Origin of the sequence: Caproiciproducens galactitolivorans (assembly GCF_004768785.1) — a bacterium.
Classification (GTDB): Bacteria; Bacillota; Clostridia; order Oscillospirales; family Acutalibacteraceae; genus Caproiciproducens; species Caproiciproducens galactitolivorans.
On sequence record NZ_SRMQ01000002.1, the window covers coordinates 194,452 to 217,863 of the forward strand.

38 protein-coding genes are annotated in these 23,412 nt (G+C 49.5%); 36 read left to right on the forward strand and 2 right to left on the reverse strand.

The genetic code is table 11. From position 1 onward, the window contains the following. Positions 1-50: 50 nt before the first annotated feature. Positions 51-1,076 (reverse strand): 3-deoxy-7-phosphoheptulonate synthase, encoded by a 1,026-nt coding sequence (gene aroF, locus CAGA_RS03470; protein ID WP_135657759.1) that lies wholly within the window; start codon positions 1,074-1,076, stop codon positions 51-53. A gap of 434 nt (positions 1,077-1,510) precedes the next feature. On the opposite strand from aroF, the gene CAGA_RS03475 reads away from it, so the two are divergent. Then, positions 1,511-2,845 carry a sensor domain-containing diguanylate cyclase gene (locus CAGA_RS03475; RefSeq protein WP_135657761.1) on the forward strand — a complete coding sequence of 445 codons (1,335 nt, stop codon included), beginning with the start codon at positions 1,511-1,513 and terminating at the stop codon, positions 2,843-2,845. A gap of 18 nt (positions 2,846-2,863) precedes the next feature. Here CAGA_RS03475 and aroE read toward each other — a convergent pair whose 3' ends face one another. Next, complete coding sequence (aroE, locus tag CAGA_RS03480) at positions 2,864-4,222, reverse strand: shikimate dehydrogenase (protein WP_135657763.1); 1,359 nt, start codon at positions 4,220-4,222, stop codon at positions 2,864-2,866. Between the two features lie 222 nt (positions 4,223-4,444). On the opposite strand from aroE, the gene acpP reads away from it, so the two are divergent. The 35 genes from acpP (at position 4,445) to rpsK (ending at position 23,391) form a co-directional block, all read left to right on the forward strand. Next, positions 4,445-4,672: an acyl carrier protein gene (acpP, locus tag CAGA_RS03485; protein WP_135657765.1), complete on the forward strand. Its 228-nt coding sequence runs from the start codon at positions 4,445-4,447 to the stop codon at positions 4,670-4,672. A gap of 290 nt (positions 4,673-4,962) precedes the next feature. Further along, entirely contained in the window at positions 4,963-6,045 is a 1,083-nt protein-coding gene (locus CAGA_RS03490; RefSeq protein ID WP_135658220.1) for a sodium ion-translocating decarboxylase subunit beta, read from the forward strand. Beyond that, complete coding sequence (locus tag CAGA_RS03495) at positions 6,046-6,231, forward strand: hypothetical protein (RefSeq protein ID WP_135657767.1); 186 nt, start codon at positions 6,046-6,048, stop codon at positions 6,229-6,231. Between the two features lie 35 nt (positions 6,232-6,266). Further along, positions 6,267-7,703 (forward strand): proline--tRNA ligase, encoded by a 1,437-nt coding sequence (gene proS, locus CAGA_RS03500; RefSeq protein WP_135657769.1) that lies wholly within the window; start codon positions 6,267-6,269, stop codon positions 7,701-7,703. Between the two features lie 462 nt (positions 7,704-8,165). Beyond that, positions 8,166-9,032 carry a polysaccharide deacetylase family protein gene (locus CAGA_RS03505; RefSeq protein WP_135657771.1) on the forward strand — a complete coding sequence of 289 codons (867 nt, stop codon included), beginning with the start codon at positions 8,166-8,168 and terminating at the stop codon, positions 9,030-9,032. A 352-nt stretch (positions 9,033-9,384) separates the two neighbouring features. Next, a complete protein-coding gene (locus CAGA_RS03510; RefSeq protein ID WP_135657773.1) occupies positions 9,385-9,669 on the forward strand; it encodes a hypothetical protein in 285 nt (94 codons plus the stop codon). A 363-nt stretch (positions 9,670-10,032) separates the two neighbouring features. After that, positions 10,033-10,344, forward strand: coding sequence for a 30S ribosomal protein S10 (gene rpsJ / locus CAGA_RS03515; RefSeq protein WP_135657775.1), 312 nt, complete (start codon positions 10,033-10,035; stop codon positions 10,342-10,344). Positions 10,345-10,412: 68 nt separating this feature from the next. Next, positions 10,413-11,045 (forward strand): 50S ribosomal protein L3, encoded by a 633-nt coding sequence (gene rplC, locus CAGA_RS03520; RefSeq protein WP_135657777.1) that lies wholly within the window; start codon positions 10,413-10,415, stop codon positions 11,043-11,045. 17 nt (positions 11,046-11,062) lie between these two features. After that, a complete protein-coding gene (gene rplD / locus CAGA_RS03525; protein ID WP_135657779.1) occupies positions 11,063-11,686 on the forward strand; it encodes a 50S ribosomal protein L4 in 624 nt (207 codons plus the stop codon). Next, entirely contained in the window at positions 11,686-11,976 is a 291-nt protein-coding gene (gene rplW, locus CAGA_RS03530) for a 50S ribosomal protein L23 (protein ID WP_135657781.1), read from the forward strand. The genes rplD and rplW overlap by 1 nt, the downstream gene beginning before the upstream one ends. Positions 11,977-12,055: 79 nt before the next feature. Continuing rightward, on the forward strand, positions 12,056-12,889 hold the full coding sequence (rplB, locus tag CAGA_RS03535) for a 50S ribosomal protein L2 (protein WP_135657783.1): 834 nt from the start codon (positions 12,056-12,058) through the stop codon (positions 12,887-12,889). A gap of 26 nt (positions 12,890-12,915) precedes the next feature. Continuing rightward, positions 12,916-13,197, forward strand: a complete 282-nt coding sequence (rpsS, locus tag CAGA_RS03540; protein ID WP_135657785.1) for a 30S ribosomal protein S19 — start codon at positions 12,916-12,918, stop codon at positions 13,195-13,197. A gap of 21 nt (positions 13,198-13,218) precedes the next feature. Continuing rightward, entirely contained in the window at positions 13,219-13,554 is a 336-nt protein-coding gene (rplV, locus tag CAGA_RS03545; RefSeq protein WP_135657787.1) for a 50S ribosomal protein L22, read from the forward strand. Between the two features lie 20 nt (positions 13,555-13,574). Next, complete coding sequence (gene rpsC / locus CAGA_RS03550) at positions 13,575-14,240, forward strand: 30S ribosomal protein S3 (protein ID WP_135657789.1); 666 nt, start codon at positions 13,575-13,577, stop codon at positions 14,238-14,240. After that, positions 14,240-14,665 carry a 50S ribosomal protein L16 gene (gene rplP, locus CAGA_RS03555; RefSeq protein WP_135657791.1) on the forward strand — a complete coding sequence of 142 codons (426 nt, stop codon included), beginning with the start codon at positions 14,240-14,242 and terminating at the stop codon, positions 14,663-14,665. Before rpsC ends, rplP begins: the two co-directional genes overlap by 1 nt. Continuing rightward, a complete protein-coding gene (gene rpmC, locus CAGA_RS03560) occupies positions 14,665-14,871 on the forward strand; it encodes a 50S ribosomal protein L29 (RefSeq protein ID WP_135657793.1) in 207 nt (68 codons plus the stop codon). The genes rplP and rpmC overlap by 1 nt, the downstream gene beginning before the upstream one ends. 19 nt (positions 14,872-14,890) lie before the next feature. Next, the gene (gene rpsQ, locus CAGA_RS03565) at positions 14,891-15,148 is read left to right on the forward strand and encodes a 30S ribosomal protein S17 (protein ID WP_135657795.1); all 258 of its coding nucleotides are present in this window, start codon (positions 14,891-14,893) and stop codon (positions 15,146-15,148) included. Between the two features lie 30 nt (positions 15,149-15,178). Next, positions 15,179-15,547: a 50S ribosomal protein L14 gene (gene rplN / locus CAGA_RS03570; protein WP_135657797.1), complete on the forward strand. Its 369-nt coding sequence runs from the start codon at positions 15,179-15,181 to the stop codon at positions 15,545-15,547. 16 nt (positions 15,548-15,563) lie between these two features. Then, positions 15,564-15,884, forward strand: coding sequence for a 50S ribosomal protein L24 (gene rplX / locus CAGA_RS03575; RefSeq protein ID WP_135657799.1), 321 nt, complete (start codon positions 15,564-15,566; stop codon positions 15,882-15,884). Between the two features lie 16 nt (positions 15,885-15,900). Continuing rightward, entirely contained in the window at positions 15,901-16,440 is a 540-nt protein-coding gene (gene rplE / locus CAGA_RS03580) for a 50S ribosomal protein L5 (RefSeq protein WP_135657801.1), read from the forward strand. A gap of 12 nt (positions 16,441-16,452) precedes the next feature. Then, entirely contained in the window at positions 16,453-16,638 is a 186-nt protein-coding gene (locus tag CAGA_RS03585; RefSeq protein ID WP_135657803.1) for a type Z 30S ribosomal protein S14, read from the forward strand. 23 nt (positions 16,639-16,661) lie between these two features. Then, positions 16,662-17,060 (forward strand): 30S ribosomal protein S8, encoded by a 399-nt coding sequence (gene rpsH / locus CAGA_RS03590; RefSeq protein WP_135657805.1) that lies wholly within the window; start codon positions 16,662-16,664, stop codon positions 17,058-17,060. Between the two features lie 15 nt (positions 17,061-17,075). Further along, positions 17,076-17,624 carry a 50S ribosomal protein L6 gene (rplF, locus tag CAGA_RS03595; protein WP_135657806.1) on the forward strand — a complete coding sequence of 183 codons (549 nt, stop codon included), beginning with the start codon at positions 17,076-17,078 and terminating at the stop codon, positions 17,622-17,624. An 18-nt stretch (positions 17,625-17,642) separates the two neighbouring features. Beyond that, positions 17,643-18,002: a 50S ribosomal protein L18 gene (gene rplR / locus CAGA_RS03600; protein WP_135657808.1), complete on the forward strand. Its 360-nt coding sequence runs from the start codon at positions 17,643-17,645 to the stop codon at positions 18,000-18,002. Between the two features lie 15 nt (positions 18,003-18,017). After that, the gene (gene rpsE / locus CAGA_RS03605) at positions 18,018-18,515 is read left to right on the forward strand and encodes a 30S ribosomal protein S5 (RefSeq protein ID WP_135657810.1); all 498 of its coding nucleotides are present in this window, start codon (positions 18,018-18,020) and stop codon (positions 18,513-18,515) included. Positions 18,516-18,530: 15 nt separating this feature from the next. Further along, the gene (gene rpmD, locus CAGA_RS03610; RefSeq protein WP_135657812.1) at positions 18,531-18,710 is read left to right on the forward strand and encodes a 50S ribosomal protein L30; all 180 of its coding nucleotides are present in this window, start codon (positions 18,531-18,533) and stop codon (positions 18,708-18,710) included. Positions 18,711-18,724: 14 nt separating this feature from the next. Continuing rightward, positions 18,725-19,165: a 50S ribosomal protein L15 gene (rplO, locus tag CAGA_RS03615; protein ID WP_135657814.1), complete on the forward strand. Its 441-nt coding sequence runs from the start codon at positions 18,725-18,727 to the stop codon at positions 19,163-19,165. 1 nt (position 19,166) lies between these two features. Further along, entirely contained in the window at positions 19,167-20,501 is a 1,335-nt protein-coding gene (secY, locus tag CAGA_RS03620) for a preprotein translocase subunit SecY (protein WP_135657816.1), read from the forward strand. A gap of 16 nt (positions 20,502-20,517) precedes the next feature. Continuing rightward, positions 20,518-21,150, forward strand: coding sequence for an adenylate kinase (locus CAGA_RS03625; protein WP_135657817.1), 633 nt, complete (start codon positions 20,518-20,520; stop codon positions 21,148-21,150). A 2-nt stretch (positions 21,151-21,152) separates the two neighbouring features. Beyond that, positions 21,153-21,905, forward strand: a complete 753-nt coding sequence (gene map / locus CAGA_RS03630) for a type I methionyl aminopeptidase (protein ID WP_135657819.1) — start codon at positions 21,153-21,155, stop codon at positions 21,903-21,905. A gap of 13 nt (positions 21,906-21,918) precedes the next feature. Then, on the forward strand, positions 21,919-22,185 hold the full coding sequence (locus CAGA_RS03635) for a KOW domain-containing RNA-binding protein (RefSeq protein ID WP_243112929.1): 267 nt from the start codon (positions 21,919-21,921) through the stop codon (positions 22,183-22,185). 5 nt (positions 22,186-22,190) lie between these two features. Next, entirely contained in the window at positions 22,191-22,409 is a 219-nt protein-coding gene (gene infA / locus CAGA_RS03640; RefSeq protein ID WP_135657821.1) for a translation initiation factor IF-1, read from the forward strand. Between the two features lie 30 nt (positions 22,410-22,439). After that, positions 22,440-22,553, forward strand: a complete 114-nt coding sequence (rpmJ, locus tag CAGA_RS03645; RefSeq protein WP_022174947.1) for a 50S ribosomal protein L36 — start codon at positions 22,440-22,442, stop codon at positions 22,551-22,553. 40 nt (positions 22,554-22,593) lie between these two features. Beyond that, positions 22,594-22,962, forward strand: a complete 369-nt coding sequence (gene rpsM, locus CAGA_RS03650) for a 30S ribosomal protein S13 (RefSeq protein ID WP_135657823.1) — start codon at positions 22,594-22,596, stop codon at positions 22,960-22,962. Between the two features lie 18 nt (positions 22,963-22,980). Beyond that, the gene (gene rpsK, locus CAGA_RS03655) at positions 22,981-23,391 is read left to right on the forward strand and encodes a 30S ribosomal protein S11 (protein WP_135657825.1); all 411 of its coding nucleotides are present in this window, start codon (positions 22,981-22,983) and stop codon (positions 23,389-23,391) included. The last annotated feature ends 21 nt before the right edge of the window (positions 23,392-23,412 follow it).

A 23,412-nucleotide genomic window follows, 5' to 3' on the forward strand; every position in this document is an offset into this window, starting at 1 on the left:
GGATACCTTTCGTCGCAGATATTTTCTATATTATAGCAAATATTTACAGGCTATTCTACATTTCTTCCAAAGGCTTTTGCCGCGGCGCGGAGATGTTCCGCTGCCTTGTCGAACTGGTCCGGGGTCAGCGACTGCGCGCCGTCGGAAAGTGCCTTTGCCGGATTGTTGTGCACCTCGATAATCAGACCGTCCGCTCCGGCTGCAACCGCCGCAAGCGCGAGTGGCTCCACCAGCCATGCAATTCCGCCCGCGTGGCTTGGGTCGACCACAACAGGAAGATGGGAAAGCTTTTTCAGGATCGGGATGGCGGAAATATCCAGCGTGTTCCTTGTGTAGGTTTCATAGGTACGGATGCCGCGTTCGCAGAGGATGACCTGTTCGTTGCCCCCGGCCAAAATGTATTCCGCACTCATTAAAAGCTCTTCAATCGTGCTGGACAGCCCCCGCTTTAAGAGAATGGGCGTTTTGACTTTCCCCAGTTCCTTCAGCAGATCAAAATTCTGCATATTCCGCGCGCCGACCTGAATAATATCCACGCCGTTTTCCAAAAACATGTCGATATGGTTGGCGCTCATGATTTCCGTAACGATCGGAAGGCCGGTTTCCTTTTTGGCTTCTTTTAAAAGTTCCAGCCCTTCGGCCTTCAGCCCCTGGAAGGCATAGGGGGAGGTTCTTGGCTTGAACGCGCCGCCGCGCAGGAACTGCGCGCCCGCAGCCTTGACCCGCCGGGCAATGTCACAGATCTGCTCCTTGCTTTCAACGGAACAGGGGCCGGCAATCAGCGCCAGCCCGCCCCCGCCGATCTTTTGCCCGTCGGGCAGGGTGATGACGGTGTCGTCCGGGTGGAATTTGCGGTTGGATTTTTTGTAGGGCTCCTGTACCCGCTTAACGCTTTCTACAAAATCCTGTGCCGAAATATAGTCGATATCGATTGCCGATGTATCGCCGATCAGCCCAAGAACCGTACTTTGCGTACCTACCCAGGTATTGACCTTTATGCTATACTCATTGGTAAGCGTATTTGTAAAATCTTTTACCTGCTCCGGCGTGCATCCTGGCTTTAATACAATAATCATATTTTATTCCTCCTTGCAATTATATAGTGGAAAATGATAAAAAAAGAGCGGAGCTGCTGTCAGCTCCGCTAAAATATAAGCCTGTCGGGGTAAGGCTATATACCTTCGCACAAAAGCTCACAGTCCGTTTTTAGGCATGCACAAAAATCCCACGCCATAAAATAGCGGGGATAACCGTAAGCTATAAATCGTTTTGTGCTTGTCGCAGAACGCATTGTGAAGCTCCTTTGTAATTCTTGCTATGTATCATAATACAGATTGCATGGGCTGTCAAGGGAAAATAGAAAATATCGATTTTTCTCGAAAAGTGAATATTGTTCAAAGTTGTACGAAAAATAGATTTACATGATTGATTTTATGGTGCATTTTTGATACAATATTAGACACTAAGGCGGATGTGTCATAACTATTTGTAGACGAAAGAGGGGGTGCCAATGCCGAAAAAATCAGCAGGAGAATTCGACCTAAGAAAAATTATTAATTCTCTGGGCGCGGGAATTCTATGTTGTAAGAATGACGATGCACTTACAATCGTTTATGCAAGCAGCCCCTTTTATGAAATGCTTGGATATCGAGAAGGTGAAATAACGGCGTTAAACGGACAGGAACCGAACCGCGTGTTAAGCGCGGATCAGCACTACGACCGTCAAGATTTTGTGCGGAACCTTTCAAGGGATGGCAATGCGCTAGTCGAGCTGAAACTTATTAAAAAGAATGGGCATCACATCTGGGTAAACTGCAGTTTGCGCCTTTTAGTTGAAGAAGATGGTTCGGAATTGTTGTGCGGCGTTATACAAGATATAACGGTCAAAAGAAGGCTGCTCAATAAAGAGCGCGAGCAATTCGAAATTATCCGTAAAGCGAAACGGGAGCTTGCCGCGAGCGAGGAACGCTACCGCATTATTATGGAGCAGGCGGCGGATCCGATTATGGACTACAATTTTAAGACGCAGGAGATTTATTATTCCCACCCTTTTCGGGACAGGTTCGGTACCGGATTTAGCACGGATGGCTTGCTGGACAGCCTGTGCCATTCCAATATCGTTTTCGAGGAGGACAGGCAAAGGCTGGTAGACGATATGTACCGCTTTATGCATGGGGAGAAGCAGAAAAACCCCGATTACCGGTTTATGGATGTGCACGGGAATTACCGGTGGTACCGGGTTCGAAGTACAATCATTCGCGACGAAAAGGGCGAGCTTTCCAGAATGATTGTGTTCTTTATCGATATTGACAGCCAGAAAAGGGAAAATCTACGCCTGAAGGAAAGGGCGGAGCGTGATTTGCTCAGCGGGCTGTACAACCATGTGACCACGTCCCGGCTGATTGACGAAGCAATTTGTGGAAGCGGTGGGGAAGACCAGCATGCGCTGTTCCTGATTGATATTGATAATTTTAAGGATATAAACGACCATCTGGGGCATCTGCTTGGCGACGAAGTGATTGAAGAGGTGTCCGCCAAACTGAAAAGCCAGTTCCGCGGGGACGATATTATCGGCCGGATTGGCGGCGATGAATTCGTTGTATTCCTTAAAAACATATCGACCATGGATATCAAACGGAAAGCAGAGCTTTTGCAGAGGGTATTCCGCAGTATCCGTTCGGAACGGAATGCGAAATTCCAGATTTCCGGGAGCATCGGCGTTTCGATTTATCCGAAGGATGGAAGGGATTACCACGAACTGTTTCAAAAGGCCGACGCTGCTATGTATGCGGTAAAGCACAACGGGAAAAATTCCTGTTGCACCTATTCGGATATTGAGCAGTAAGCCAAAATGGATTCCCGCTTATTCGGAAGGAGTAAGCGGGTTTTTTAATAACCGGAGGATTTGTTCCGCAACTTCATCGGCGGGCGCGTCCGCCGGAATTTTTATGTCTGCGGCCGCACGGTACCGCTCGAAACGTTCCCGGTAAAGCCGGCACATTTTTTCTTCAGGCTCCGGTCCGGAAAGCAGCGGGCGCGTTAGGTCGCCCGCAAGCCGCTCCCGAATGCGTTCCAGGGAAGCGTCCAGAAAAAGGACGACGCCGTTCCGCTTTAATTCTTCTGTGTTTTCCGGGTCCAACAGCGCGCCGCCGCCGGTTGCGATGACCAGCCCGCTTTTCTGCCCAAGCCCCTTTGCGGCTTCCCGTTCAAGCTTTCGAAACTCCGCTTCGCCTTTCGAAGCGAATAACTCCGAAATGCAAACGCCCTGTTCCTGTTCGATATATTGATCCATATCGACAAAGGTTCGCCCGGATTTCCGCGCAAGGAGATTTCCAACTGTGGTCTTGCCGCTGCCCATAAAGCCACAGAGGACAAGGTTGCCGAATGTCTTTTTCATTTCAAAGACAGCGTCCGCACACAGCGTTTCGATATCTTCATTCCGAAACTTTGCGCCATACCAGATTTCCTGCGCGGCGGCGGCTTGCCAGACCAGCATGCTGATTCCGCCGATGGCGCGCACGCCGTTTTTGCGCGCGGTTCTTAAAAGCAGGGTTTCATTTGGGTTGTAAACCGCGTCAAAAACGCAGGCTGCATTTCGAATGATTTCTTCCGAAACCGGGCGCGCTTCCGTGTTGGGATACATACCGACTGGTGTGGCGTTCGCAAGCAAATCCATTTCTCCGCGAATTTCGTCCAACAGGCAGAAATCGGCCTTTGCGTTTTTTACCTTGCTTTGGATATCGGCACAAAGCTGCCGTGCGGATTCGATTCCGTGCGGGCGCACGGCGATCGTTACGGTTCCGCCGCACATTGCTGCTTCAAACGCCATTACGCGCCCGGCACCGCCTGCGCCGAGAATTACGGTACGCCCGTCCAGCTTTGCGCCTCCGGCTTCAAGCGCTTTGCAAAATCCCGTTCCGTCGGTTGTAAAGCCGGTAAGGTGGCCGTTCCGGTTTTGCACGGTATTTACCGAATGGTAAAATACGGATTTCGAATCCAGTCCGTCCAGCAGCGGAATAATTGCTTGCTTGTGGGGAATGGTTATGTTGAAGCCGCGAAGGCTGCGCAACGTATCCATCCGTTTAGCAAGGTTCTCCGGCGGAATATCCAGAATGCCGTATTCGGCCTGTATTGAGTTTAGAGAAAAAAGGCGGGCGTGAATAAATGGCGACATTGTGTGGGCAATTGGATGGCCGATGACAGCATAGGTGTTTTCAAGCATTTTCTAGTTCCCCTCATTTTCAAAATAAAAAATCTGGAAATATATTGACAAAGTCATAGTTTGCTAATAATATGTGGTTAGAGAATTCGTGACCGGAGCGATTTCATGGCTTTTTCTGTGGAAATTGTAGCACATATGAAAGAGTGTTGTCCACAATGCCACAATAAATGATACGTTATCCGCGAGCCGATAATTCAAAATGCCAGAAAAGGAGGGTGAAACATGGTATTCGAGAAGGTAAAGGCGATTCTCAGCGAACAATTCGACGTGGAGGAGGATACAATTACTCCCGATACGAGCATTGCTGACGATTTAGGCGCCGATTCCTTGGATGTCGTTGACCTTTTAATGTCAATTGAAGACGAGTTCGAAATTGAAGTTCCTGATGAAGAGATCGATAACATTAAAACTGTCGGCGAACTCGTAAAGTACATTGAAGACAATGTTTGATTTGCATTTTTTTCAAATCCGCTGTGCCTAAGCATGGCGGATTTTTTATTGTTCTGCGTTCGGTAAAACGGAGCTTGCCCGCATGGGAAGTACCCGCGGAATAGCCAGGGGGAATCTTGCGACTGCTTTTCTGCGTTTTCTGGCATTTTTACTTGAAAAAGGACTTTCTTTCCTTTATAATATATGAATAGTTTGTTAAGAAAAAAGATGATTATAAAAGGGGCGTAAAATCGTTGAGTGAATTCAGCTTTTTAACCGACGGCGTGATGTACATGCTGGCAAACCCCAAAATGCTGGCAATGTGGCTGATCGGCGGCCTTTTGATCTGGCTTGCCATTAAAAAGGACTTTGAGCCGGCTCTGCTCCTGCCGATGGGATTCGGCGCGATACTGGTCAATCTGCCGCTTCCCGGCGTGGTCGGGGAAAACGGAATTGTACAGTGGCTTTTCCAGAAGGGGATTGCCTCCTCCGAAGCGTTTCCGCTGATCCTTTTTGTCGGCATCGGCGCGATGATCGATTTCGGCCCGCTGCTTTCCAACCCCCGGATGCTCCTGTTCGGCGGCGCGGCGCAGTTCGGTATTTTTTTGACGGTTGTGCTTGCCGTCCTGCTGGGATTCCCGCTGAAGGACGCAATGAGCGCCGGCGTGATCGGTGCGGCGGACGGCCCGACGTCCATCCTTGTTTCCCAGGTGCTGAAAAGCGGATACATGGGCGCGATAGCGGTTGCCGCCTATTCCTATATGGCCTTGGTTCCGATTATCCAGCCGGCTGCAATCCGGCTTGTCACAACCAAGCGTGAACGCATGATCCGCATGCCGTACAATCCAAAAGCGGTTTCCAAAACAACGAAAATCCTGTTCCCCATCATTGTTACGCTGGTTGCGGGGATGATCGCACCGGATTCGGTTTCCTTGGTCGGCTTTTTAATGTTCGGAAATCTTATCCGCGAGTGTGGCAAGCTGGAAAGCCTGTCCCAGACGGCGCAGGGCCCGCTTGCAAACCTGATCACCATCTTTTTGGGAATCACCATTGCGTTTCAGATGCAGGCGGACAAGTTCCTCACGGTTGGAACCCTGATGGTAATGGCGCTGGGTCTTTTTGCATTCGTGTTCGATACCATCGGCGGCGTTGTCTTTGCGAAAATCCTGAACCTGTTCCTCCCTGCGGATAAGAAAATCAACCCGATGATCGGCGGCGCCGGAATTTCTGCTTTCCCCATGTCCGCAAGGGTGATCCAGAAAATGGCTCTGAAAGAGGATAACCAGAATCACCTTCTGATGCATGCGGTCGGCGCGAATGTTGCGGGACAGATCGGCTCCGTTGTTGCGGGAGGAATTATCCTTTCTCTTGCAAGAAAGTGGGGGATGATGTAAATGCTGAATTTCAATTTGCTTACGGTTGCGTTTACCAGCTTGCTGGGAAATGTTACAAATGAGGATATAGGGAAATCCTTTCGCCTGATGGGTTTGGGAATGCTTGGCATTTTTATCGTTATGCTTCTCATCTATCTGGTAACCATTATTTTGAATAATACGACAAAAGAAAAGAACGACGAATGATAACGGCGTGTGAGATATAGAGAGGTAGTTTTGTTATGGCCGAACAGAAAAAAATGGTAGAGGCGATTACTCCCATGGAGGAGGACTTCGCCAAATGGTATACGGATATTGTAAAAAAAGCCGAGCTGATGGATTACACCAGCGTGCGCGGCTGCATGGTCATCGAGCCGTACGGCTGGGCAATTTGGGAAAATATCCAGCATATTCTGGATCAACGTTTCAAGGAACTGGGTCATGAGAATGTCTCCATGCCGATGTTTATTCCGGAAAGCCTTCTGAACAAGGAAAAGGAGCATGTGGAAGGTTTTGCGCCGGAGGTTGCGTGGATTACAATGGGTGGCAATGAAAAGCTGCAGGAAAGACTGTGCGTGCGCCCCACCTCCGAAACCCTGTTCTGTGACCATTACGCGAAGGTCATCCACTCCTGGCGCGATTTGCCGAAGCTCTACAATCAGTGGTGCTCGGTTGTACGCTGGGAAAAAACAACGCGCCCGTTCCTGCGTTCGGTGGAGTTCCACTGGCAGGAAGGCCACACGATGCACGAAACCGCCCAAGAGGCGGAGGAGGAAACCCAGCGGATGCTCGGGGTATATGCCGATTTTTGCGAAAACGAGCTGGGCATACCGGTAATCAAGGGCCGCAAGACCGATAAGGAGAAATTTTCCGGCGCCGTTGCGACATATACAATCGAAGCGATGATGCACGACGGCAAGGCCTTACAGTCCGGAACCAGCCATTATTTCGGCGACGGCTTTGCAAAGGCATTCAACGTTACCTTCCAGGGCAGGGACAATTCCATCTGCCATCCGTTCCAGACCTCCTGGGGCATGAGCACCCGCATTATCGGCGGGATCATTATGACGCACGGGGACAACGATGGGCTGGTGCTTCCGCCTGCTGTCGCGCCGATACAGGTCATCATCGTGCCGGTCGCCCAGCATAAGCCGGGTGTGCTTGACAAGGCACAGGAACTGCGCAAGCGGTTGAAAAAGGCGTTCCGCGTGCGCGTGGACGATTCCGATCAGTCGCCGGGCTGGAAATTTGCCCAGTATGAAATGAAGGGCGTTCCGCTTCGCTTAGAAATCGGACCGAAGGATATTGAAAAGAACCAGTGCGTTCTGGTTCGCCGCCATGACCGGCAGAAGATTTTTGTGCCGCTTGACCAGCTGGAGCAGGCTGTGGCCGAACAGCTTGAGCAAGTGCGCAAGGGAATGTATGAAAAGGCGCTCGCCCGCCGCGAGAGCATGACCTATTCCGCGAAAACGCTTGAAGAGTTCAAGAAAATTGCGGACAGCAAACCGGGCTTTGTCAAAGCGATGTGGTGCGGCGATTTAGCCTGTGAAGAAAAGCTGAAGGAAGTTGCGGGCGTTTCTTCTCGCTGCATGCCGTTTGAACAGGAGCATATCGGCGATACCTGCGTTTGCTGCGGAAAACCCGCAAAGACCATGGTTTACTGGGGCAAAGCATATTAAATTTCAGATAGATCAAAAGGCCGGACGTCATCCGGCCTTTTTTCTAAGTTTATAAATGGTATGTAACCTTTTTTCCCTCTCTTATCTTCAGTATCTGATCAGTCAGCTTAGCTGTCCGAAAGAGAATGAATTCACTCTGCAGGGCGAAAACATCAATGGGCATATAGCTCAGGTAGTGGTGCCGGATTTTAAGAAATGCCGTTCTGAAATTTTACAATTTATTTATAATATGCGCGAACCATTCGTTATTTCAACGGATTAAGCATAGCTTGTTGAATATCTTTGTGCAATTTGGAAAATAATGTAAAAGAATTTAGCGGAATAGTAACATTTTTCTTTCTTCCTTGTCATAACCATAACGGTTTTGTAAATTGCATTTTCAAATCGGATGTGTTACCATAAAAAAACGTTGGCAGAAGTATTATCAAAAAACTGGAAATTCTTCATTAAGGAGTGAGAGAAATGAAAAAATTATATGCGCTTATTTTAGCACTTACAATGGTTGTTTCCATGTCCGCATGTAAAGGAGGACAGGTATCGCCTACGCAGAATGAAACGGCTTCCGGTGCTGTGGTATCCGGTAAGGAGGCTTCCAATCCTGCGTCGTCTTTGGCGTCCGTACCCGCAGCGTCATCCAATTCGGATCAGAAAAAGGTGGCGTCCGAGGAAATTGCAAAGATTGACCAGCCGAAAACAGCGAATTCCAAAGCGGTAGCAAATCTGAATAAAGGAACCTATACCGTAAAAGAGGAAAGCTATAGCTATAAGAATGACAATAATGCTTTTACCGCTACCTACCCGGTACTGTCCGGCAAAATTCCAAACGTGGATAAAATCAATGCAACAATAAAAAGTACTGCGATGAAGACGATCAATTCCATGGGAACCAGCAAGAAGAAAAACAAGACAACGGTCAGGGTTAGCGGCGAGGTTGCTTACGAAGGCAAGAATTTTATCAGCATCGGTTTCAATGAATATGTTAAGGTTTCGACCCCGAAAGCAAAGCCGACCCGCACCCTCCGCGTAGTCAATATTAACCTGAACACGGGAACCGTTCTAAGCACCAACGATTTAATTGTGAAAAACGACGCGCTCTGCAAGACGCTGGAGAGCGTAAGAGGCCAGCTCAGCGGGGATGTTGCGCCATACATTACCGCCGATGTGATTAAGTCTGCATTGGATTCCGGTGCTGTCTATTTCTCAAAGTACGGTGTTGGATTCGGCCTGCAGGTTAACAAACCGGACCAGCGGTTAATCAAACTGGTTCTGACGTATGAGCAGATGAAACCGTATATGACGAACAATGAAATTTGGAAAAATTTTAAATAAAGAATAACTTCTCTGTCTTGCCGCTCCCCATGCCATACTTTTAAGTAGAAAATAGCTGGATGCGGAGCAATGCAATGGACAAAGGAGAGGCTTTTGTTCTTGCAATCTGTATAGGAACCATTCAAATGGGGCTTGGCAAAAAGCCCCGTGGGTTTACGATCCTTTGTTTCCTGCGGCGCGATTGGAGTTGCCGGCAGTCCTGCCTCACTCTATATTATGTATAAGAGGGAAGCTTTTAGTGGAGTGGGTGCTGTCGCGGCTCTCCTTCCCGCTGCAGTTCTTTTTTTAGTTAAGATAATCGACAGGGAATATTCCAGTAAATACTGGAAACAATGGAAAGCGGAGGGAAATTATGAGAAAGCTTCTCACAGGAATCCTACTTCTTTCCGGAATACTGGCAACCGCAGGCAGGGTAATGCGGAAAAGGGGATGCCTGTCTTCCATAAAGCCCAGCGAAACCGGCATTGTCGGTGCGGTGGAAAAAGATGACCGTCCATTCGCTTGTTTTGCCGTAAAGTGGCATTTCCCATTGGTCGCGCGGGATTGCAAAATCCGTTTTTTCAGCACGATTGCAAAGCTTAGCAGCGTTTTGCTCCTGCGTTCGCGGCAAAGGGGAAAGCCCCGTGGCAGACCATAAAATTTATTTGAAATTTCTTTTCAGAAAGCAGAAAAAAGTCTTGCATATAAGGCTCTGATATGGTATTATAATTAAGCACGACTGCGACAGATATGCGATGAAGCGGGAGGTTGCGGCTGAAACATGCCGGTTTTTCCGTGGAGTATGTCCGATTTTAAACCGGGCGACAGATAACTTTGAGCGTGCGATGGGACGAGGTGTTTTATGCCTGTTTCCTGTTGTGCTCAGACGTTTTTTATGCCAGCACCCGGATTAACTTGAAAAAGTCAATCCGGTTTTTCAATGTGCTAAGAGGGAACACCCGGCACGGTGTTAGGTTTTAAAAAACGCCGCCCGCCAACTACAATAAGGAGGCGATTCATAGTGGCAGTCAAAGAGAAAATCAGGATAAGAATCAAGGGTTACGATCATCAGTTGGTTGATCAGTCGGCTGACAAGATTGTACAGACAGCGAAGCGCACGGGCGCACGGGTTTCCGGTCCGGTCCCGCTCCCGACGGAAAAGCAGATCATCACGATCCTGCGTGCTGTTCACAAGTACAAGGACAGCCGTGAGCAATTCGAGATGAGAACACACAAAAGGCTTATCGACATTCTCAGACCTTCCAACAAAACCGTAGAGGCTTTGATGGGTCTGGAACTCCCCGCTGGCGTTGAAATAGAGATTAAGCTCTAATTTAACCAACCTGCGGCCGGGGTCATGTTGGCAGATGCCAACCAATAACCTGCATAGGAGGTAAAATAATGCAAAAAGGTATTATCGGCAAGAAAATCGGCATGACGCAGATTTTCGACGAACAGGGAAATGTCATCCCCGTAACAGTTGTGGAAGCCGGTCCCTGTGTTGTTGCACAGAAGAAAACGGTTGAAAATGACGGTTACGCGGCCATTCAGATGGGCTACGGCGATTTAAAGCCGCACAAAGTCAAAAAGCCCATGAAAGGGCATTTTGAAAAAGCGGATGTCGCTCCCAAGAAAACACTAAGAGAATTCAGAGTGGAAAACACGGACGCTTTCAACGTGGGCGACCTCATTAAAGCGGACACCTTTGCGGTAGGCGACAAGGTTGACGTTACCGCTACCAGCAAGGGTAAGGGATACGCCGGCGTTATTAAGCGCTGGAATTTCCAAAGACTGAAAGAGAGCCACGGTTCTGGTCCTGTTGCCCGCCACGGCGGTTCCAACGGTTGCTGCTCGGATCCCTCAAGAGTATTTCCGGGGCAGAAGATGGCCGGTCATCTGGGCGCGGAAAGAGTTACGGTTCAGAATCTGACCGTTGTAAAAGTAGATGCGGAAAACAACCTGATTGCTATCAAGGGCGCAGTTCCCGGCCCCAAGGGCGGAATCGTAGTAATCCATGACAGCGTTAAGGCGTAAGGGAAGGAGGAATTGGAATGCCTAAAGTAGCAGTACTTGATATGGCCGGTAAGGAAGTCGAAAAGATCGATCTTTCCGAGGCTGTATTCGGAATTGAACCTAACACAAAGGTTTTGCACGATATGGTTGTAAACTATCTTGCAAACCAGCGTCAGGGCACGCAGTCGGCGCTGACCCGCGCCGAGGTATCGGGCGGCGGCAGAAAGCCGTGGAGGCAAAAAGGCACCGGTCACGCAAGACAGGGTTCCACTCGTGCACCGCAGTGGACGCACGGCGGTATCGTTTTTGCTCCGAAGCCGCGTGACTACAGCTATTCTTTAAATAAAAAGGTAAAGCGTCTTGCAATGAAGTCGGCTCTTTCAAGCAAGGTAATCGACAACGATCTGATCGTGCTCGACAAGATCACGCTTGACGAATATAAGACAAAGACAATCGCAACAATGCTCAAGGCGATCGGCTCCGAGAAAAAAGCGCTCATCGTTCTCCCTGAGGTGAACGAAAAGGTTATCGCTTCGGCAGCCAATATTCCCGGAGTAAAGACGGCTATGGCCAACACCTTGAATGTCTACGACATCTTAAATGCAGACAAGTTCATTGTGCTCAAAGATGCCGTAGCCCAAATTGAGGAGGTGTATGCATAATGACAGCACAGGACATCGTAATTCGCCCGATTATTACGGAAAAAAGCATGGCCGGTATTGGCATGAAGAAGTACACCTTTGAAGTAGCAAAGGATGCCACAAAAATCGATATCGCAAGAGCGGTTGAATCGCTTTTCGGCGTAAAGGTAAGAAAAGTAAACACCCTGCATGTGCGCGGTCATCTGCGCCGCCAAGGCAGAAACGAAGGCTATACTCCTTCATGGAAAAAAGCAGTCGTTACCCTTACCGAAGACAGCAAGACAATCGAGTTTTTTGAAGGCATGATGTAAACTCTGCCGAAGGAACGCAGAGGCAAGGATGGGGAACTGGCATTTCCCCGCAAAGCCATCATGAGGAGTGTGAAATCGAATGCCTATTATTAACTTTAAACCTACCACGGCTTCAAGGCGCAATATGTCCGTTACGGATTATTCCCAGCTTTCAAAGGTTAAGCCGGAAAAGAGCCTGCTGGCTCCGCTGAATAACAAATCCGGGCGCAACAGCTACGGTAGGATCACGGTTCGTCACCGCGGTGGCGGAAACCGCAGAAAATATCGTATTATTGACTTTAAGCGTCAGAAGTTTGACGCGCCGGGTACTGTTCAAACCATTGAGTACGACCCGAACCGTTCCGCCTTCATTGCACTTGTGCAGTATGAGGACGGCGAGAAAAGATACATCATCGCTCCGAACGGCCTGAAGGTCGGCGATGTGGTCGTATCCGGTGCCGGAGCGGATATCAAGCCGGGCAACGCGCTTCCGCTTGAAAATATCCCGGTCGGTACCTTTATCCACAATGTAGAGCTTTACCCGGGTAAGGGCGCACAGCTTGCCCGCGCGGCCGGCAACATGGCCCAGCTGATGGCGAAAGAAAACGGAATGGCGCTGTTAAGGCTTCCTTCCGGCGAGCTTCGCAACGTGCAGGCCAGCTGCATGGCGACAATCGGCCAGGTCAGCAATGTTGACCACGAGAACGTAAAGATCGGTAAAGCAGGACGTAAACGCCACATGGGATGGAGACCGACGGTCCGCGGTTCTGTTATGAACCCGAACGACCACCCGCACGGCGGCGGCGAGGGCAAAGCACCGATCGGTCGGCCGGGACCTGTTACTCCCTGGGGCAAACCGGCACTCGGCTATAAGACGCGCGCTCACCACCATCGCTCCGATAAATTTATCGTCAAGCGTAGAAACGGCAAATAAGGCGTACAGAAAGGAGCTTATGAACTATGGGCAGAAGCATAAAAAAGGGTCCTTATGTTCAGCCTGTGCTGCTTAAAAGGATTCAAGAAATGAACGCGGCCGGCGAAAAGAAGATCATTAAGACATGGAGCAGAGCTTCCATGATTTTCCCGGATTTCGTTGGCCATACAATTGCGGTTCACGACGGCCGCAAGCATGTTCCGGTTTACATCACAGAGGATATGGTTGGACACAAACTCGGTGAGTTTGCCCCGACCAGAACCTTTAAGGGACATTCCGGTTCAAAAACGACATCGCCGAGCAAATAACGGCCGAAAGGAGTGTATAGCATGGAAGCAAGGGCTTATTTAAAGTACGCCCGTATTTCACCCCGCAAAGTCCAGATTGTGCTTGATTTAATCCGTAACAAGCCGGCGGACGTTGCTATGGCTATCCTCAGGAATACACCGAAGGCCGCCAGCGAATACCTGATAAAGTTATTGAAGTCGGCCATCGCAAATGCTGAGAATAACCACAATATGGATGTTTCCAGACTTTACGTTGCGGAATGCTTCGTAAGTCCGGGCCCGATCCTCAAGCGCATTCGTCCAAGAGCGCAGGGTCGCGCGTATAGAATTGAGAAAAAATCTTCGCACGTAACCCTCGTGCTCAAGGAAAAAGAATAAGGCAGAAGAGGAGGTAAACTATGGGCCAGAAAATAAATCCCCACGGGTTTCGTGTGGGCGTAATTAAGGATTGGGATTCCCGTTGGTTCGCGAAGGAAAACGTGTTCGGCGATACCCTCGTTGAAGACTACAATCTTCGCAAAATGCTGAAGAAGCAGCTGTATGCCGCGGGCGTTCCGAAAATTGAAATTGAACGTGACGCTTCCAAGGTTCGCGTTCATATCCATTGCGCAAAACCAGGTATGGTTATTGGCAGGGGCGGTTCAGAGATCGAGAAGCTTCGTGTTCAGTGCGAGAGCTTCCTCAAGAAGCCGGTTACGATCAATATCGTAGAGGTTAAGTCCCCTGATTTGAACGCTCAGCTCGTTGCTGAGAATATTGCACAGCAGCTGGAAAAAAGAATTTCTTTCCGCCGCGCTATGAAGCAGTGCATCGGCCGCGCCATGAAGCTTGGCGCAAAGGGTATAAAAACCCAGGTGTCCGGCCGTTTGGGCGGTGCGGAAATCGCAAGACGCGAACAGTACCATGACGGTACGATTCCGCTTCAGACCATCCGTGCAGACATTGACTATGGCTTTGCAGAGGCTGCGACAACCTACGGCCGTATTGGTGTTAAGGTTTGGATTTACAAAGGAGAGGTTCTTCAAGACAACCGTAAGCCTCGCAAGGAAGGAGGCAGTAAATAATGCTGTTGCCTAAGCGTGTAAAATACCGCAGAGTGCATCGTGGCCGTATGACCGGCAAATGCTACCGCGGGAACAAGGTAACCTACGGCGATTATGGCCTTCAGGCTTTGGAGCCGGCATGGATTACCTCGAATCAGATAGAAGCAGCTCGTGTTGCTATGACACGTTACTGCAAGAGATTTGGTCAGGTTTGGATCAAGATATTCCCAGACAAGCCGATTACCCAGAAGCCGGCAGAAACTCGAATGGGTTCCGGTAAAGGATCCCCGGAATACTGGGTAGCAGTTGTTAAGCCGGGCAGAGTCATGTTTGAAGTTGGCGGTGTTTCGGAAGAAACTGCAAGAGAAGCTTTACGTCTGGCGTCCAACAAACTGCCGATTAAGTGCAAGTTTGTTAAGAAGGAAGAAACGGGTGGTGAGCAGTAATGAAGGCCTCAGAAGTCAGAGAATTAACAATCGCAGAGCTTGAAAGCAAGCTGAAGGACCTCAAGGCCGAGCTTTTCAACCTGCGTTTCCAACTTGCCATTAATCAGCTCGATAACCCGATGCGTATCTCCGCTGTGAAAAAGGATATCGCCCGCGTCAAAACCGTTTTGCGTGAGATCGAGATCAAGGACAGCGCGAATGCGTAACGGAAGGGAGGATTAATCTGTGAGCGATAGGAATATTAGAAAAACAGCGGTTGGCAAGGTCTCCAGCAACAAGATGGATAAAACGATCGTTGTTGCGATCGAAGACAGCGTTAAGCATCCGCTTTATAAAAAGATTATCAAGCGTACCGTGAAGCTGAAAGCACATGATGAAAATAATGAATGCAATATCGGTGACCGCGTGCGTGTGATGGAGACCCGTCCGTTAAGCAAGGAAAAAAGATGGCGTCTCGTCGAGATTATAGAGAAAGCCAAATAATTTTGGCTTTATGCAAAGGAGGAACGCACTGTGATACAACAGCAGACTTACCTTAACGTTGCCGACAACACCGGCGCGAAGCAGCTTATGTGCATCCGCGTTCTTGGCGGCACCGGCAGAAGGTATGCCAATATAGGTGACGTAGTTGTCGCTTCTGTTAAAAAAGCGACTCCGGGCGGCACAGTTAAAAAAGGCGAAGTTGTTAAGGCAGTCATTGTCCGCACTGCTTTCGGCGTACGCCGTGATGATGGAACATATATCCGCTTTGACGAAAATGCGGCTGTCCTCATCAAAGACGATAAGAATCCGAGGGGAACACGTATTTTCGGGCCTGTAGCCAGAGAACTGCGTGACAAAGACTATCTTAAAATTTTGAGTCTTGCCCCGGAAGTTCTGTGATGGGAGGTGCTCACTAATGAATAATAAAGTTCATGTAAAAACGGGAGACACCGTCGTCATATTAAACGGCAAGGACCGCGGCAAGCAAGGTAAGATTATCGCCGTCAGCCCGAAAGAGGGTAAGGTCATCATTGAGGGCCGCAACATGGTTTCAAAACATGTAAAGCCCCGCAAGATGGGTGAACAGGGCGGCATTGTTAAGGCGGAAGGCGCTATGTACGCCTGCAAGGTTCAGATCGTTTGCCCTCGCTGCGGCAAACCCACGCGTGTCGCCCATAAGATTTATGAAGACGGCACCAAGGAACGCATTTGCAAAAAATGCGGCGAAGCGCTGTAAGGGAGGATAAAACGTCATGGCAAGACTTAAGGAATATTACCAAAAAGAAGTCGCACCTGCTTTGATGAAGAAGTTTTCATACAAGAGCGTTATGCAGATTCCGAAGCTCGAGAAAGTCGTCATTAACGTAGGCGCCGGCGAAGCGAAAGATAACGCAAAGGTAATTGACGCCATTTCCAATGACCTCGCCGCCATTACCGGCCAAAAGCCGATGGTTTGCAAAGCAAAGAAATCGGTTGCGAACTTCAAGCTCCGCGAGGGCATGAATATCGGCGTTAAGGTAACGCTCAGGGGCGACAGAATGTACGAGTTTATCGACCGTCTCTTTAACGTAGCGCTTCCGCGCGTAAGAGACTTCAGAGGAATCAACGCGAACTCCTTCGATGGCCGTGGAAATTACAACATGGGCATTAAAGAACAGCTGATTTTCCCTGAGATTGATTATGATAAAATCGACAAGGTCCGCGGAATGGATATTTGTTTCGTAACAACCGCGAAAACCGACGAGGAATCCAGAGAGCTCTTAACGCTCATGGGCGCCCCGTTTGCGAAATAAGGAGGGAAAATTGTGGCCAAAACTTCTATGAAGGTCAAACAGCGCAGGACGGCGAAATACCCTTCCCGCGAATATAACAGATGCAAGATCTGCGGCAGGCCGCATGCCTACCTTCGCAAGTTCGGAATATGCCGTATATGCTTCAGGGAGCTTGCCTACAAGGGTGAGATTCCTGGCGTGAAAAAGGCCAGCTGGTAAAGCTTAGCAAAGGAGGTAACGGTATGCAGATTACAGATACGATTGCTGATTTGCTCACCCGTATTCGCAATGCAAATTCTGCAAAGCACGATTCGGTTGACATTCCCGCTTCCAACATGAAAAAAGCCATTGTGCAGATTCTTGTTGACGAGGGTTATGTGAAGAGTTATACGGTTACAGAGGACGGCAAGCAGGGCATTATTAAAGTAAATCTCAAGTATGGCGAGAATAAAGCTCCCGCCATTAACGGCCTGCGCAGAGTCAGTAAGCCAGGCCTTCGCATTTATTCCAATGCAGAGGATCTGCCAAAGGTTATGAAGGGGCTTGGCATCGCCATCATTTCTACTTCAAAGGGCATTATGACAGACCGTCAGGCCCGTAAAGAGCACATCGGGGGCGAAGTCCTCGCTTTTATCTGGTAACAAGGGGGTGCAGTAATGTCGCGAATTGGAAGAAAACCCATAAATATTCCCGCTGGCGTCACCGTTAAGGTTGACGACAACGTCATAACGGTAAAAGGGCCGAAGGGCACGCTGACCCAGAAGGTCCATCCGAATATGCATGTTTCCGTCGAGGGCAACGAGATACTCGTGACCCGCCCGAACGACGAAAAAGAAAACAGATCCCTGCACGGCCTTACCCGCACGCTGATCCACAATATGGTCATCGGCGTAACAGAAGGCTTCAAGAAGGAGCTCGACGTTTTGGGCGTTGGCTACCGTGTGCAGAAGCAGGGCAAGAACCTTGTGATGAATATTGGTTATTCACATCAGGTGATTGTTCCGGAAATCGATGGGATTACCATTGAGTGCCCGTCTGCTAATAAAATCGTAATCAGCGGTCCTGACAAACAGCAGGTCGGTCAGTTTGCTGCCGAGATACGTGAAAAACGTCCGCCGGAGCCGTATAAGGGCAAGGGCATTCGCTACACCGGCGAATATGTACGTCATAAGGAAGGCAAGGCCGGTAAGGGCGCTAAGAAGTAAGTAAGGAGTGAATAACAAATGGTGAATAAGGCTGACACAAACAAGGCCAGGCTTAACCGCCACCGCAGGGTGCGCGGAAAGATTTCGGGCACAGCAGAACGCCCGCGCCTGAATGTATTTCGCTCTACCACCAATATCTACGCCCAGATTATCGACGATGTTAAGGGAGTTACTTTAGCAGCAGCTTCCACACTGGACAAGGATTTCAATGGTAATGGCGGAAACAAAGAAGCCGCACGCAAAGTTGGAAAGCTTATTGCGAAGCGTGCCGCTGAAAAGGGCATCACCGAGGTCGTTTTTGACCGCGGCGGCTATATTTTCCACGGCCGCGTCAAAGAGCTGGCCGAAGGCGCCCGCGAGGGCGGCCTCAAGTTCTAAGAAGGAGGAATACTTTTGGCTAGAATTGACGCAGCAACTATGGAACTGAAAGAACATGTAGTTGCTATTAATCGTGTATCCAAGACCGTAAAAGGCGGCCGTATCTTTAAGTTTGCCGCGCTCGTAGTTGTTGGCGATGGAAACGGTACAGTCGGCTTTGGAATCGGTAAAGCGGGCGAAGTTCCCGACGCAATCCGCAAGGGTATTGAAGACGCGAAAAAGAATCTGATTAAGGTTGCGATGCGTGGCTCCACAATCCCGCACGAAATCATCGGCGCCTACGGCGCAGGCAGAGTTTTAATGAAGCCTGCCGCTCCCGGTACCGGCGTTATTGCCGGCGGCCCGGTTCGTGCCGTTGTTGAAGCGGCCGGAATCAGGGATATCAGAACAAAAGCCCTTCGTTCCAATAATCCATGCAATGTAGTCAGAGCAACTTTGGACGGTATGTCCAAGCTGCGCACAGCCGAGGAAGTCGCTGCAACACGCGGCAAGTCGGTAAAAGAAATTTTATAATTAGGGGGGAGCAATATGGCACAGCTTAAAGTAAAGCTGGTAAGAAGTCTTATTGGCAGCAAAAAGGACCAGATTGCAACCGCCCAGGCTCTTGGTCTTTTTAAGATAGGCGACACTTCGGTACAGCCCGACAATGAGCAGACCAAAGGCAAGGTGGCAAAGATAATCCACCTCATCGAGGTAAGCAAAGCGTAAGGAGGTGCGAATAAATGAAGTTGCACGAACTATCTGCAGTACCCGGTTCTAAGAAGGAGCCGAAGCGTATTGGCAGGGGACACGGTTCAGGTCAGGGAAAGACTGCCGGCAAGGGCCACAAAGGTCAAAAGGCCAGAGCGGGCAGAGGTATGCGTCCTGGATTTGAAGGCGGACAGATGCCTTTACAGAGACGTATTCCGAAGAGAGGTTTCAATAATATTTTCGCGAAAAATATTGTAGCCGTAAATGTTGGCACGCTCGAACGATTCGAGGACGGCGCTGTGGTCGACACACAGGCGCTGATCGATTCTGGCATTGTGAAAACATGCTGCGATGGGATTAAAATTCTTGGAAACGGGAATTTAACGAAAAAACTTACAGTGAAGGTGACTGCTTACTCCGAGGCCGCAAAACAAAAGATAGAGACCGCGGGTGGAAAGGCAGAGGTGATCTAAGTTGTTTAAAACACTTAAGAATGCCTGGGGGATTCCCGATCTTCGCAAGAAGATTCTGTTCACGCTTTTTATTATTATGGTTTTCCGTTTCGGTGCCGTTATTCCGGTCCCGTTCCTCAATGTAACCGCATTGAAGGGATTGATGAACACGGTGGATAAGACCGGTTCGGCACTGAGCTATCTCGATATGCTTTCCGGCGGCGCTTTTGCAAACGGTACGCTGTTTGCAATGAGCGTTACGCCCTATATCAACAGCTCCATTATTATGCAGCTCCTTACAGTCGCGATTCCAGCGTTGGAAAGACTTTCGAAGGAAGGCGAAGAGGGCCGAAAAAAAATCGCTACCTATACCCGCTATGTAACGGTTCTGCTTGGTTTGATTCAAGGTACCGCGTATTTCTTCTATCTGCGCAACAGCTCTTACCAGGGTACGCCGATTACGAAGTACACAAAGGGCTGGGAGGAAGTTTTTGCAGCATTTGTCATTATCATGGTGTTTACCGCCGGTACCGCATTGATGATGTGGCTGGGCGAGCAAATCAACCAGCATGGTATTGGCAACGGTATTTCCATACTCCTGTTCTCCGGTATCGTGGCAAGAATGCCGCATACGATTAATCTGTTGGGTCAGTATCTGCAGGCTGCCAATCAGGATGCCACTTCATACGGCAAGTACTACTTCTTTGTACCGCTGTTTGTTGTTCTTTTCCTGGTCGTTATTTGGGTCATCGTTTTTATGAACGATGCGGAGCGTCGTATCCCGGTTCAGTATGCGAAGCGCATGGTGGGCAGAAAAATGTACGGCGGCCAGAGCAGTCATATTCCGATCAAGGTCGGGATGTCCGGCGTTATGCCGATTATTTTCGCAAGCTCAATTCTCTCAATTCCTAGCACGATTCAGTTGTTCCTTGGAAAAAGGGTATTGACCGGCTTCTGGAAGAGCTTTTTCGACGCTTTTTCCACTACCGGTTTGCTGTATTCGTTAGTTTATTTCCTGTTGATTATAATGTTTGCATATTTCTATGTAGCAATTCAGTATAATCCGATTGAGATGGCCAATAATCTTCGTCAGAATAACGGTACGATCCCGGGTATCCGTCCCGGTAAGCCGACATCTGATTACATTTCGAGGATTCTTTCCAAAATCACGCTGATCGGTGCGCTGTTCCTCGCGGTGATCGCACTTCTGCCAATTGGCTTCGGTGCCTTTACCGGCATGCACAACATGTCGATCGGGGGTACGTCCATCCTGATTCTGGTTGGCGTCGCGCTGGAAACCGTGAAGCAGATGGAGTCTCAGATGATGATGCGCCATTACAAAGGCTTCCTTGATTGATAAGGAGTGAGAGAATATGAAGCTGATACTTCTCGGCGCCCCCGGCGCCGGTAAGGGTACGCAAGCAGAAGTAATCTGCGAGCGTTTCAATATTCCAACAATTTCTACGGGCAACATTATCCGTGAAGCGCTGAAAAGCGGCACTGAAATGGGAATTCGCGCAAAATCCTTTGTGGATGCGGGCAAACTTGTTCCGGACGAGGTCGTTATCGGTATCATTCAGGAACGCTTAGCCAAGGATGACTGCAGCAACGGTTTTGTTCTGGACGGTTTTCCGCGCACGATTCCCCAGGCCGAGGCTCTGGACAAAATGGGCATTGCGATCGACAAGGTAATCGATATCGAGGTTCCTGATGAGGTCATCGTAGAGCGCATGTCCGGACGCCGTGTCTGCGAGAGCTGCGGCGCCAGCTACCACCTGGTTTACAATAAGCCGGATGTCGATGGCGTTTGCAGCAAATGCGGCGGCACCCTTGTTCAGCGCAAGGATGATCACCCGGATACAGTCAAAGAGCGCTTGAAGGTATATCATGACCAAACCGAGCCTCTGAAAGGCTACTATTCCAAGCAGGGCAAGCTTTATGTTGTAGAAGGGCACGAAGATGTTGCAAGTACAACAAAACGAGTTCTTGCCGCAATCGAGGCGTAATCATGATAGTGCTTAAAACCAGCAGGGAGCTTTCGGCAATGAGATCTGCCGGAAGGATAGCTGCAAGAGCGTTGAAATTGGCCGGCGAAGCGGTTGAACCCGGGGTATCTACCTGGGAGATCGACCGCATTGTCCGCCGCTATATCGAGGAACAAGGTGCAAAGCCCACGTTCCTTGGTTACGGCGGGTTTCCTGCAAGCGCCTGTATCTCGGTCAATAATGTGGTTATCCATGGTATACCAAGCAAAGACACCATTATCAAACAGGGCGACATTGTGAGCATTGACATTGGCGCCACCTTTGACGGATATGTCGGTGACAATGCGTACACGTTTCCCTGTGGAGATGTAAGCGCACAGGCGCAGGCCCTGATGGATGCAACGCGCGAAAGTCTTTATGAAGGCATTAAAGCCGCAAAAGTCGGTGCGCGCATCGGCGATATCGGCAGCGCGATCCAAAGGTATACCGAAGCTCGCGGTTACTCGGTGGTACGGGATTTCGTCGGCCACGGAGTAGGTGCGAAGATGCATGAAGACCCTACCGTTCCTAATTACGGCACACCCGGCAGGGGCGTGCGCCTGTTATCAGGCATGACTATCGCAATTGAACCAATGATCAACCAGGGTGTTAAGGAAGTAAAAACGCTTGCGGACGGTTGGACGACCGTAACCGCCGACGGAAAGCTTTCCGCACACTTTGAGCATTCCGTCGCCATTACTCCGGACGGTCCAGTAATTTTAACATTGCCGGATTAAGGGAGGGGTAACGATGGACTTTGTCAGAGGGCTGGTTGTTCGGTCGGTCGCGGGGCGCGACAAGGGCGGTTTTTTCGCCGTGCTGGAAGCGGATGATGTTTACGCCGTTATTTGTGACGGGAAACGCCGAAGCCTGAGCAATCCGAAAAAGAAAAAGCTGAAGCATTTGGCCGCGACCAAAACCGTACTGGCTGAAGGTTCAATGCAGACCAACCGTGAAATACGAAATGCTCTTCGGAATTTTCAAGCCGGGAGCCGTTTTCCACATGAGGAGGGTTAATATATATGTCGAAGCAGGACGTAATAGAAACTGAAGGCGTCGTAACTGAAGCACTACCTAATGCAATGTTTATGGTAGAGCTTCCGAATCACCATACGGTACTCGCGCATATTTCCGGCAAGCTTCGGATGAATTTCATCCGTATTCTGCCGGGCGACAAGGTCACAATCGAGTTGTCGCCTTACGATCTGACGCGCGGGCGCATCACATGGCGTTCAAAGTAAAACAAAGACTCGCTAAGGGAGGGCGCACAAATGAAAGTAAGACCTTCTGTCAAAAAAATTTGTGAAAAATGCAAAATCATTAAGCGCAAGGGTAAAGTCATGGTAATCTGTGAAAACCCGAAGCATAAGCAGCGCCAGGGATAATTTGGCGCGGACCTATTAACAATGGAGGTGCAAAACCAATATGGCGCGTATATCAGGTGTTGACTTGCCAAGAGATAAGCGCATCGAAATTGCTCTTACCTATATTTTCGGAATCGGACGCAAAACCGCCACAGAAATCTGCGCGGCAACAGGTGTTAATCCGGATACCCGCGTAAGGGATTTAACAGAAGATGATGCTGCGAAGCTCAGAGAATATATCGACCATAACTGCCGCGTTGAAGGCGATCTTCGCCGCGACGTAGCTTTTGACATTAAGAGATTGATTGAAATCGGCTGCTACCGCGGAATTCGTCACCGCAAGGGTTTGCCGGTAAGAGGCCAGCGTTCCAAGACCAACGCGCGTACACGCAAGGGTCCGAGAAAGACAATGGCTAACAAGAAAAAATAATAGGGAGGGATTCTAGAAATGGCAGCACAGAAGGGCCCAGCAAAAAAGGGCACCGCAGTTCGCAGACGCCGCGAGCGTAAAAATATAGATCGTGGAGCCGCTCATATCCAGTCCACCTTTAACAACACGATTGTTACCATTACCGATACGCAGGGCAATGCCGTATCGTGGGCAAGTTCCGGTGAATTGGGATTCAGAGGTTCCAGAAAGTCCACTCCTTTTGCCGCTCAGACCGCAGCCGAAACCGCCGCGAAAGCAGCGATGGAGCATGGTATGAAAACGGTTGAGGTTTATGTAAAGGGACCGGGAGCCGGCCGTGAAGCGGCAATCCGCGCACTTCAGGGCGCAGGCCTTGAAGTCAGTATGATTAAGGACGTTACCCCGATTCCGCATAACGGATGCCGTCCTCCGAAGAGAAGACGCGTATAGTATAAACCGATAATAGGAGGT

Coding starts and splice junctions, on each gene's coding strand:
- aroF (WP_135657759.1), bottom strand. CDS start 1,076: ATGATTATTGTATTAAAGCCAGGATGCACGCCGGAGCAGGTAAAAGAT.
- CAGA_RS03475 (WP_135657761.1), top strand. CDS start 1,511: ATGCCGAAAAAATCAGCAGGAGAATTCGACCTAAGAAAAATTATTAAT.
- aroE (WP_135657763.1), bottom strand. CDS start 4,222: ATGCTTGAAAACACCTATGCTGTCATCGGCCATCCAATTGCCCACACA.
- acpP (WP_135657765.1), top strand. CDS start 4,445: ATGGTATTCGAGAAGGTAAAGGCGATTCTCAGCGAACAATTCGACGTG.
- CAGA_RS03490 (WP_135658220.1), top strand. CDS start 4,963: ATGCTGGCAATGTGGCTGATCGGCGGCCTTTTGATCTGGCTTGCCATT.
- CAGA_RS03495 (WP_135657767.1), top strand. CDS start 6,046: ATGCTGAATTTCAATTTGCTTACGGTTGCGTTTACCAGCTTGCTGGGA.
- proS (WP_135657769.1), top strand. CDS start 6,267: ATGGCCGAACAGAAAAAAATGGTAGAGGCGATTACTCCCATGGAGGAG.
- CAGA_RS03505 (WP_135657771.1), top strand. CDS start 8,166: ATGAAAAAATTATATGCGCTTATTTTAGCACTTACAATGGTTGTTTCC.
- CAGA_RS03510 (WP_135657773.1), top strand. CDS start 9,385: ATGAGAAAGCTTCTCACAGGAATCCTACTTCTTTCCGGAATACTGGCA.
- rplC (WP_135657777.1), top strand. CDS start 10,413: ATGCAAAAAGGTATTATCGGCAAGAAAATCGGCATGACGCAGATTTTC.
- rplD (WP_135657779.1), top strand. CDS start 11,063: ATGCCTAAAGTAGCAGTACTTGATATGGCCGGTAAGGAAGTCGAAAAG.
- rplW (WP_135657781.1), top strand. CDS start 11,686: ATGACAGCACAGGACATCGTAATTCGCCCGATTATTACGGAAAAAAGC.
- rplB (WP_135657783.1), top strand. CDS start 12,056: ATGCCTATTATTAACTTTAAACCTACCACGGCTTCAAGGCGCAATATG.
- rpsS (WP_135657785.1), top strand. CDS start 12,916: ATGGGCAGAAGCATAAAAAAGGGTCCTTATGTTCAGCCTGTGCTGCTT.
- rplV (WP_135657787.1), top strand. CDS start 13,219: ATGGAAGCAAGGGCTTATTTAAAGTACGCCCGTATTTCACCCCGCAAA.
- rpsC (WP_135657789.1), top strand. CDS start 13,575: ATGGGCCAGAAAATAAATCCCCACGGGTTTCGTGTGGGCGTAATTAAG.
- rplP (WP_135657791.1), top strand. CDS start 14,240: ATGCTGTTGCCTAAGCGTGTAAAATACCGCAGAGTGCATCGTGGCCGT.
- rpmC (WP_135657793.1), top strand. CDS start 14,665: ATGAAGGCCTCAGAAGTCAGAGAATTAACAATCGCAGAGCTTGAAAGC.
- rplX (WP_135657799.1), top strand. CDS start 15,564: ATGAATAATAAAGTTCATGTAAAAACGGGAGACACCGTCGTCATATTA.
- rplE (WP_135657801.1), top strand. CDS start 15,901: ATGGCAAGACTTAAGGAATATTACCAAAAAGAAGTCGCACCTGCTTTG.
- rpsH (WP_135657805.1), top strand. CDS start 16,662: ATGCAGATTACAGATACGATTGCTGATTTGCTCACCCGTATTCGCAAT.
- rplF (WP_135657806.1), top strand. CDS start 17,076: ATGTCGCGAATTGGAAGAAAACCCATAAATATTCCCGCTGGCGTCACC.
- rplR (WP_135657808.1), top strand. CDS start 17,643: ATGGTGAATAAGGCTGACACAAACAAGGCCAGGCTTAACCGCCACCGC.
- rpmD (WP_135657812.1), top strand. CDS start 18,531: ATGGCACAGCTTAAAGTAAAGCTGGTAAGAAGTCTTATTGGCAGCAAA.
- rplO (WP_135657814.1), top strand. CDS start 18,725: ATGAAGTTGCACGAACTATCTGCAGTACCCGGTTCTAAGAAGGAGCCG.
- CAGA_RS03625 (WP_135657817.1), top strand. CDS start 20,518: ATGAAGCTGATACTTCTCGGCGCCCCCGGCGCCGGTAAGGGTACGCAA.
- map (WP_135657819.1), top strand. CDS start 21,153: ATGATAGTGCTTAAAACCAGCAGGGAGCTTTCGGCAATGAGATCTGCC.
- CAGA_RS03635 (WP_243112929.1), top strand. CDS start 21,919: ATGGACTTTGTCAGAGGGCTGGTTGTTCGGTCGGTCGCGGGGCGCGAC.
- infA (WP_135657821.1), top strand. CDS start 22,191: ATGTCGAAGCAGGACGTAATAGAAACTGAAGGCGTCGTAACTGAAGCA.
- rpmJ (WP_022174947.1), top strand. CDS start 22,440: ATGAAAGTAAGACCTTCTGTCAAAAAAATTTGTGAAAAATGCAAAATC.
- rpsM (WP_135657823.1), top strand. CDS start 22,594: ATGGCGCGTATATCAGGTGTTGACTTGCCAAGAGATAAGCGCATCGAA.
- rpsK (WP_135657825.1), top strand. CDS start 22,981: ATGGCAGCACAGAAGGGCCCAGCAAAAAAGGGCACCGCAGTTCGCAGA.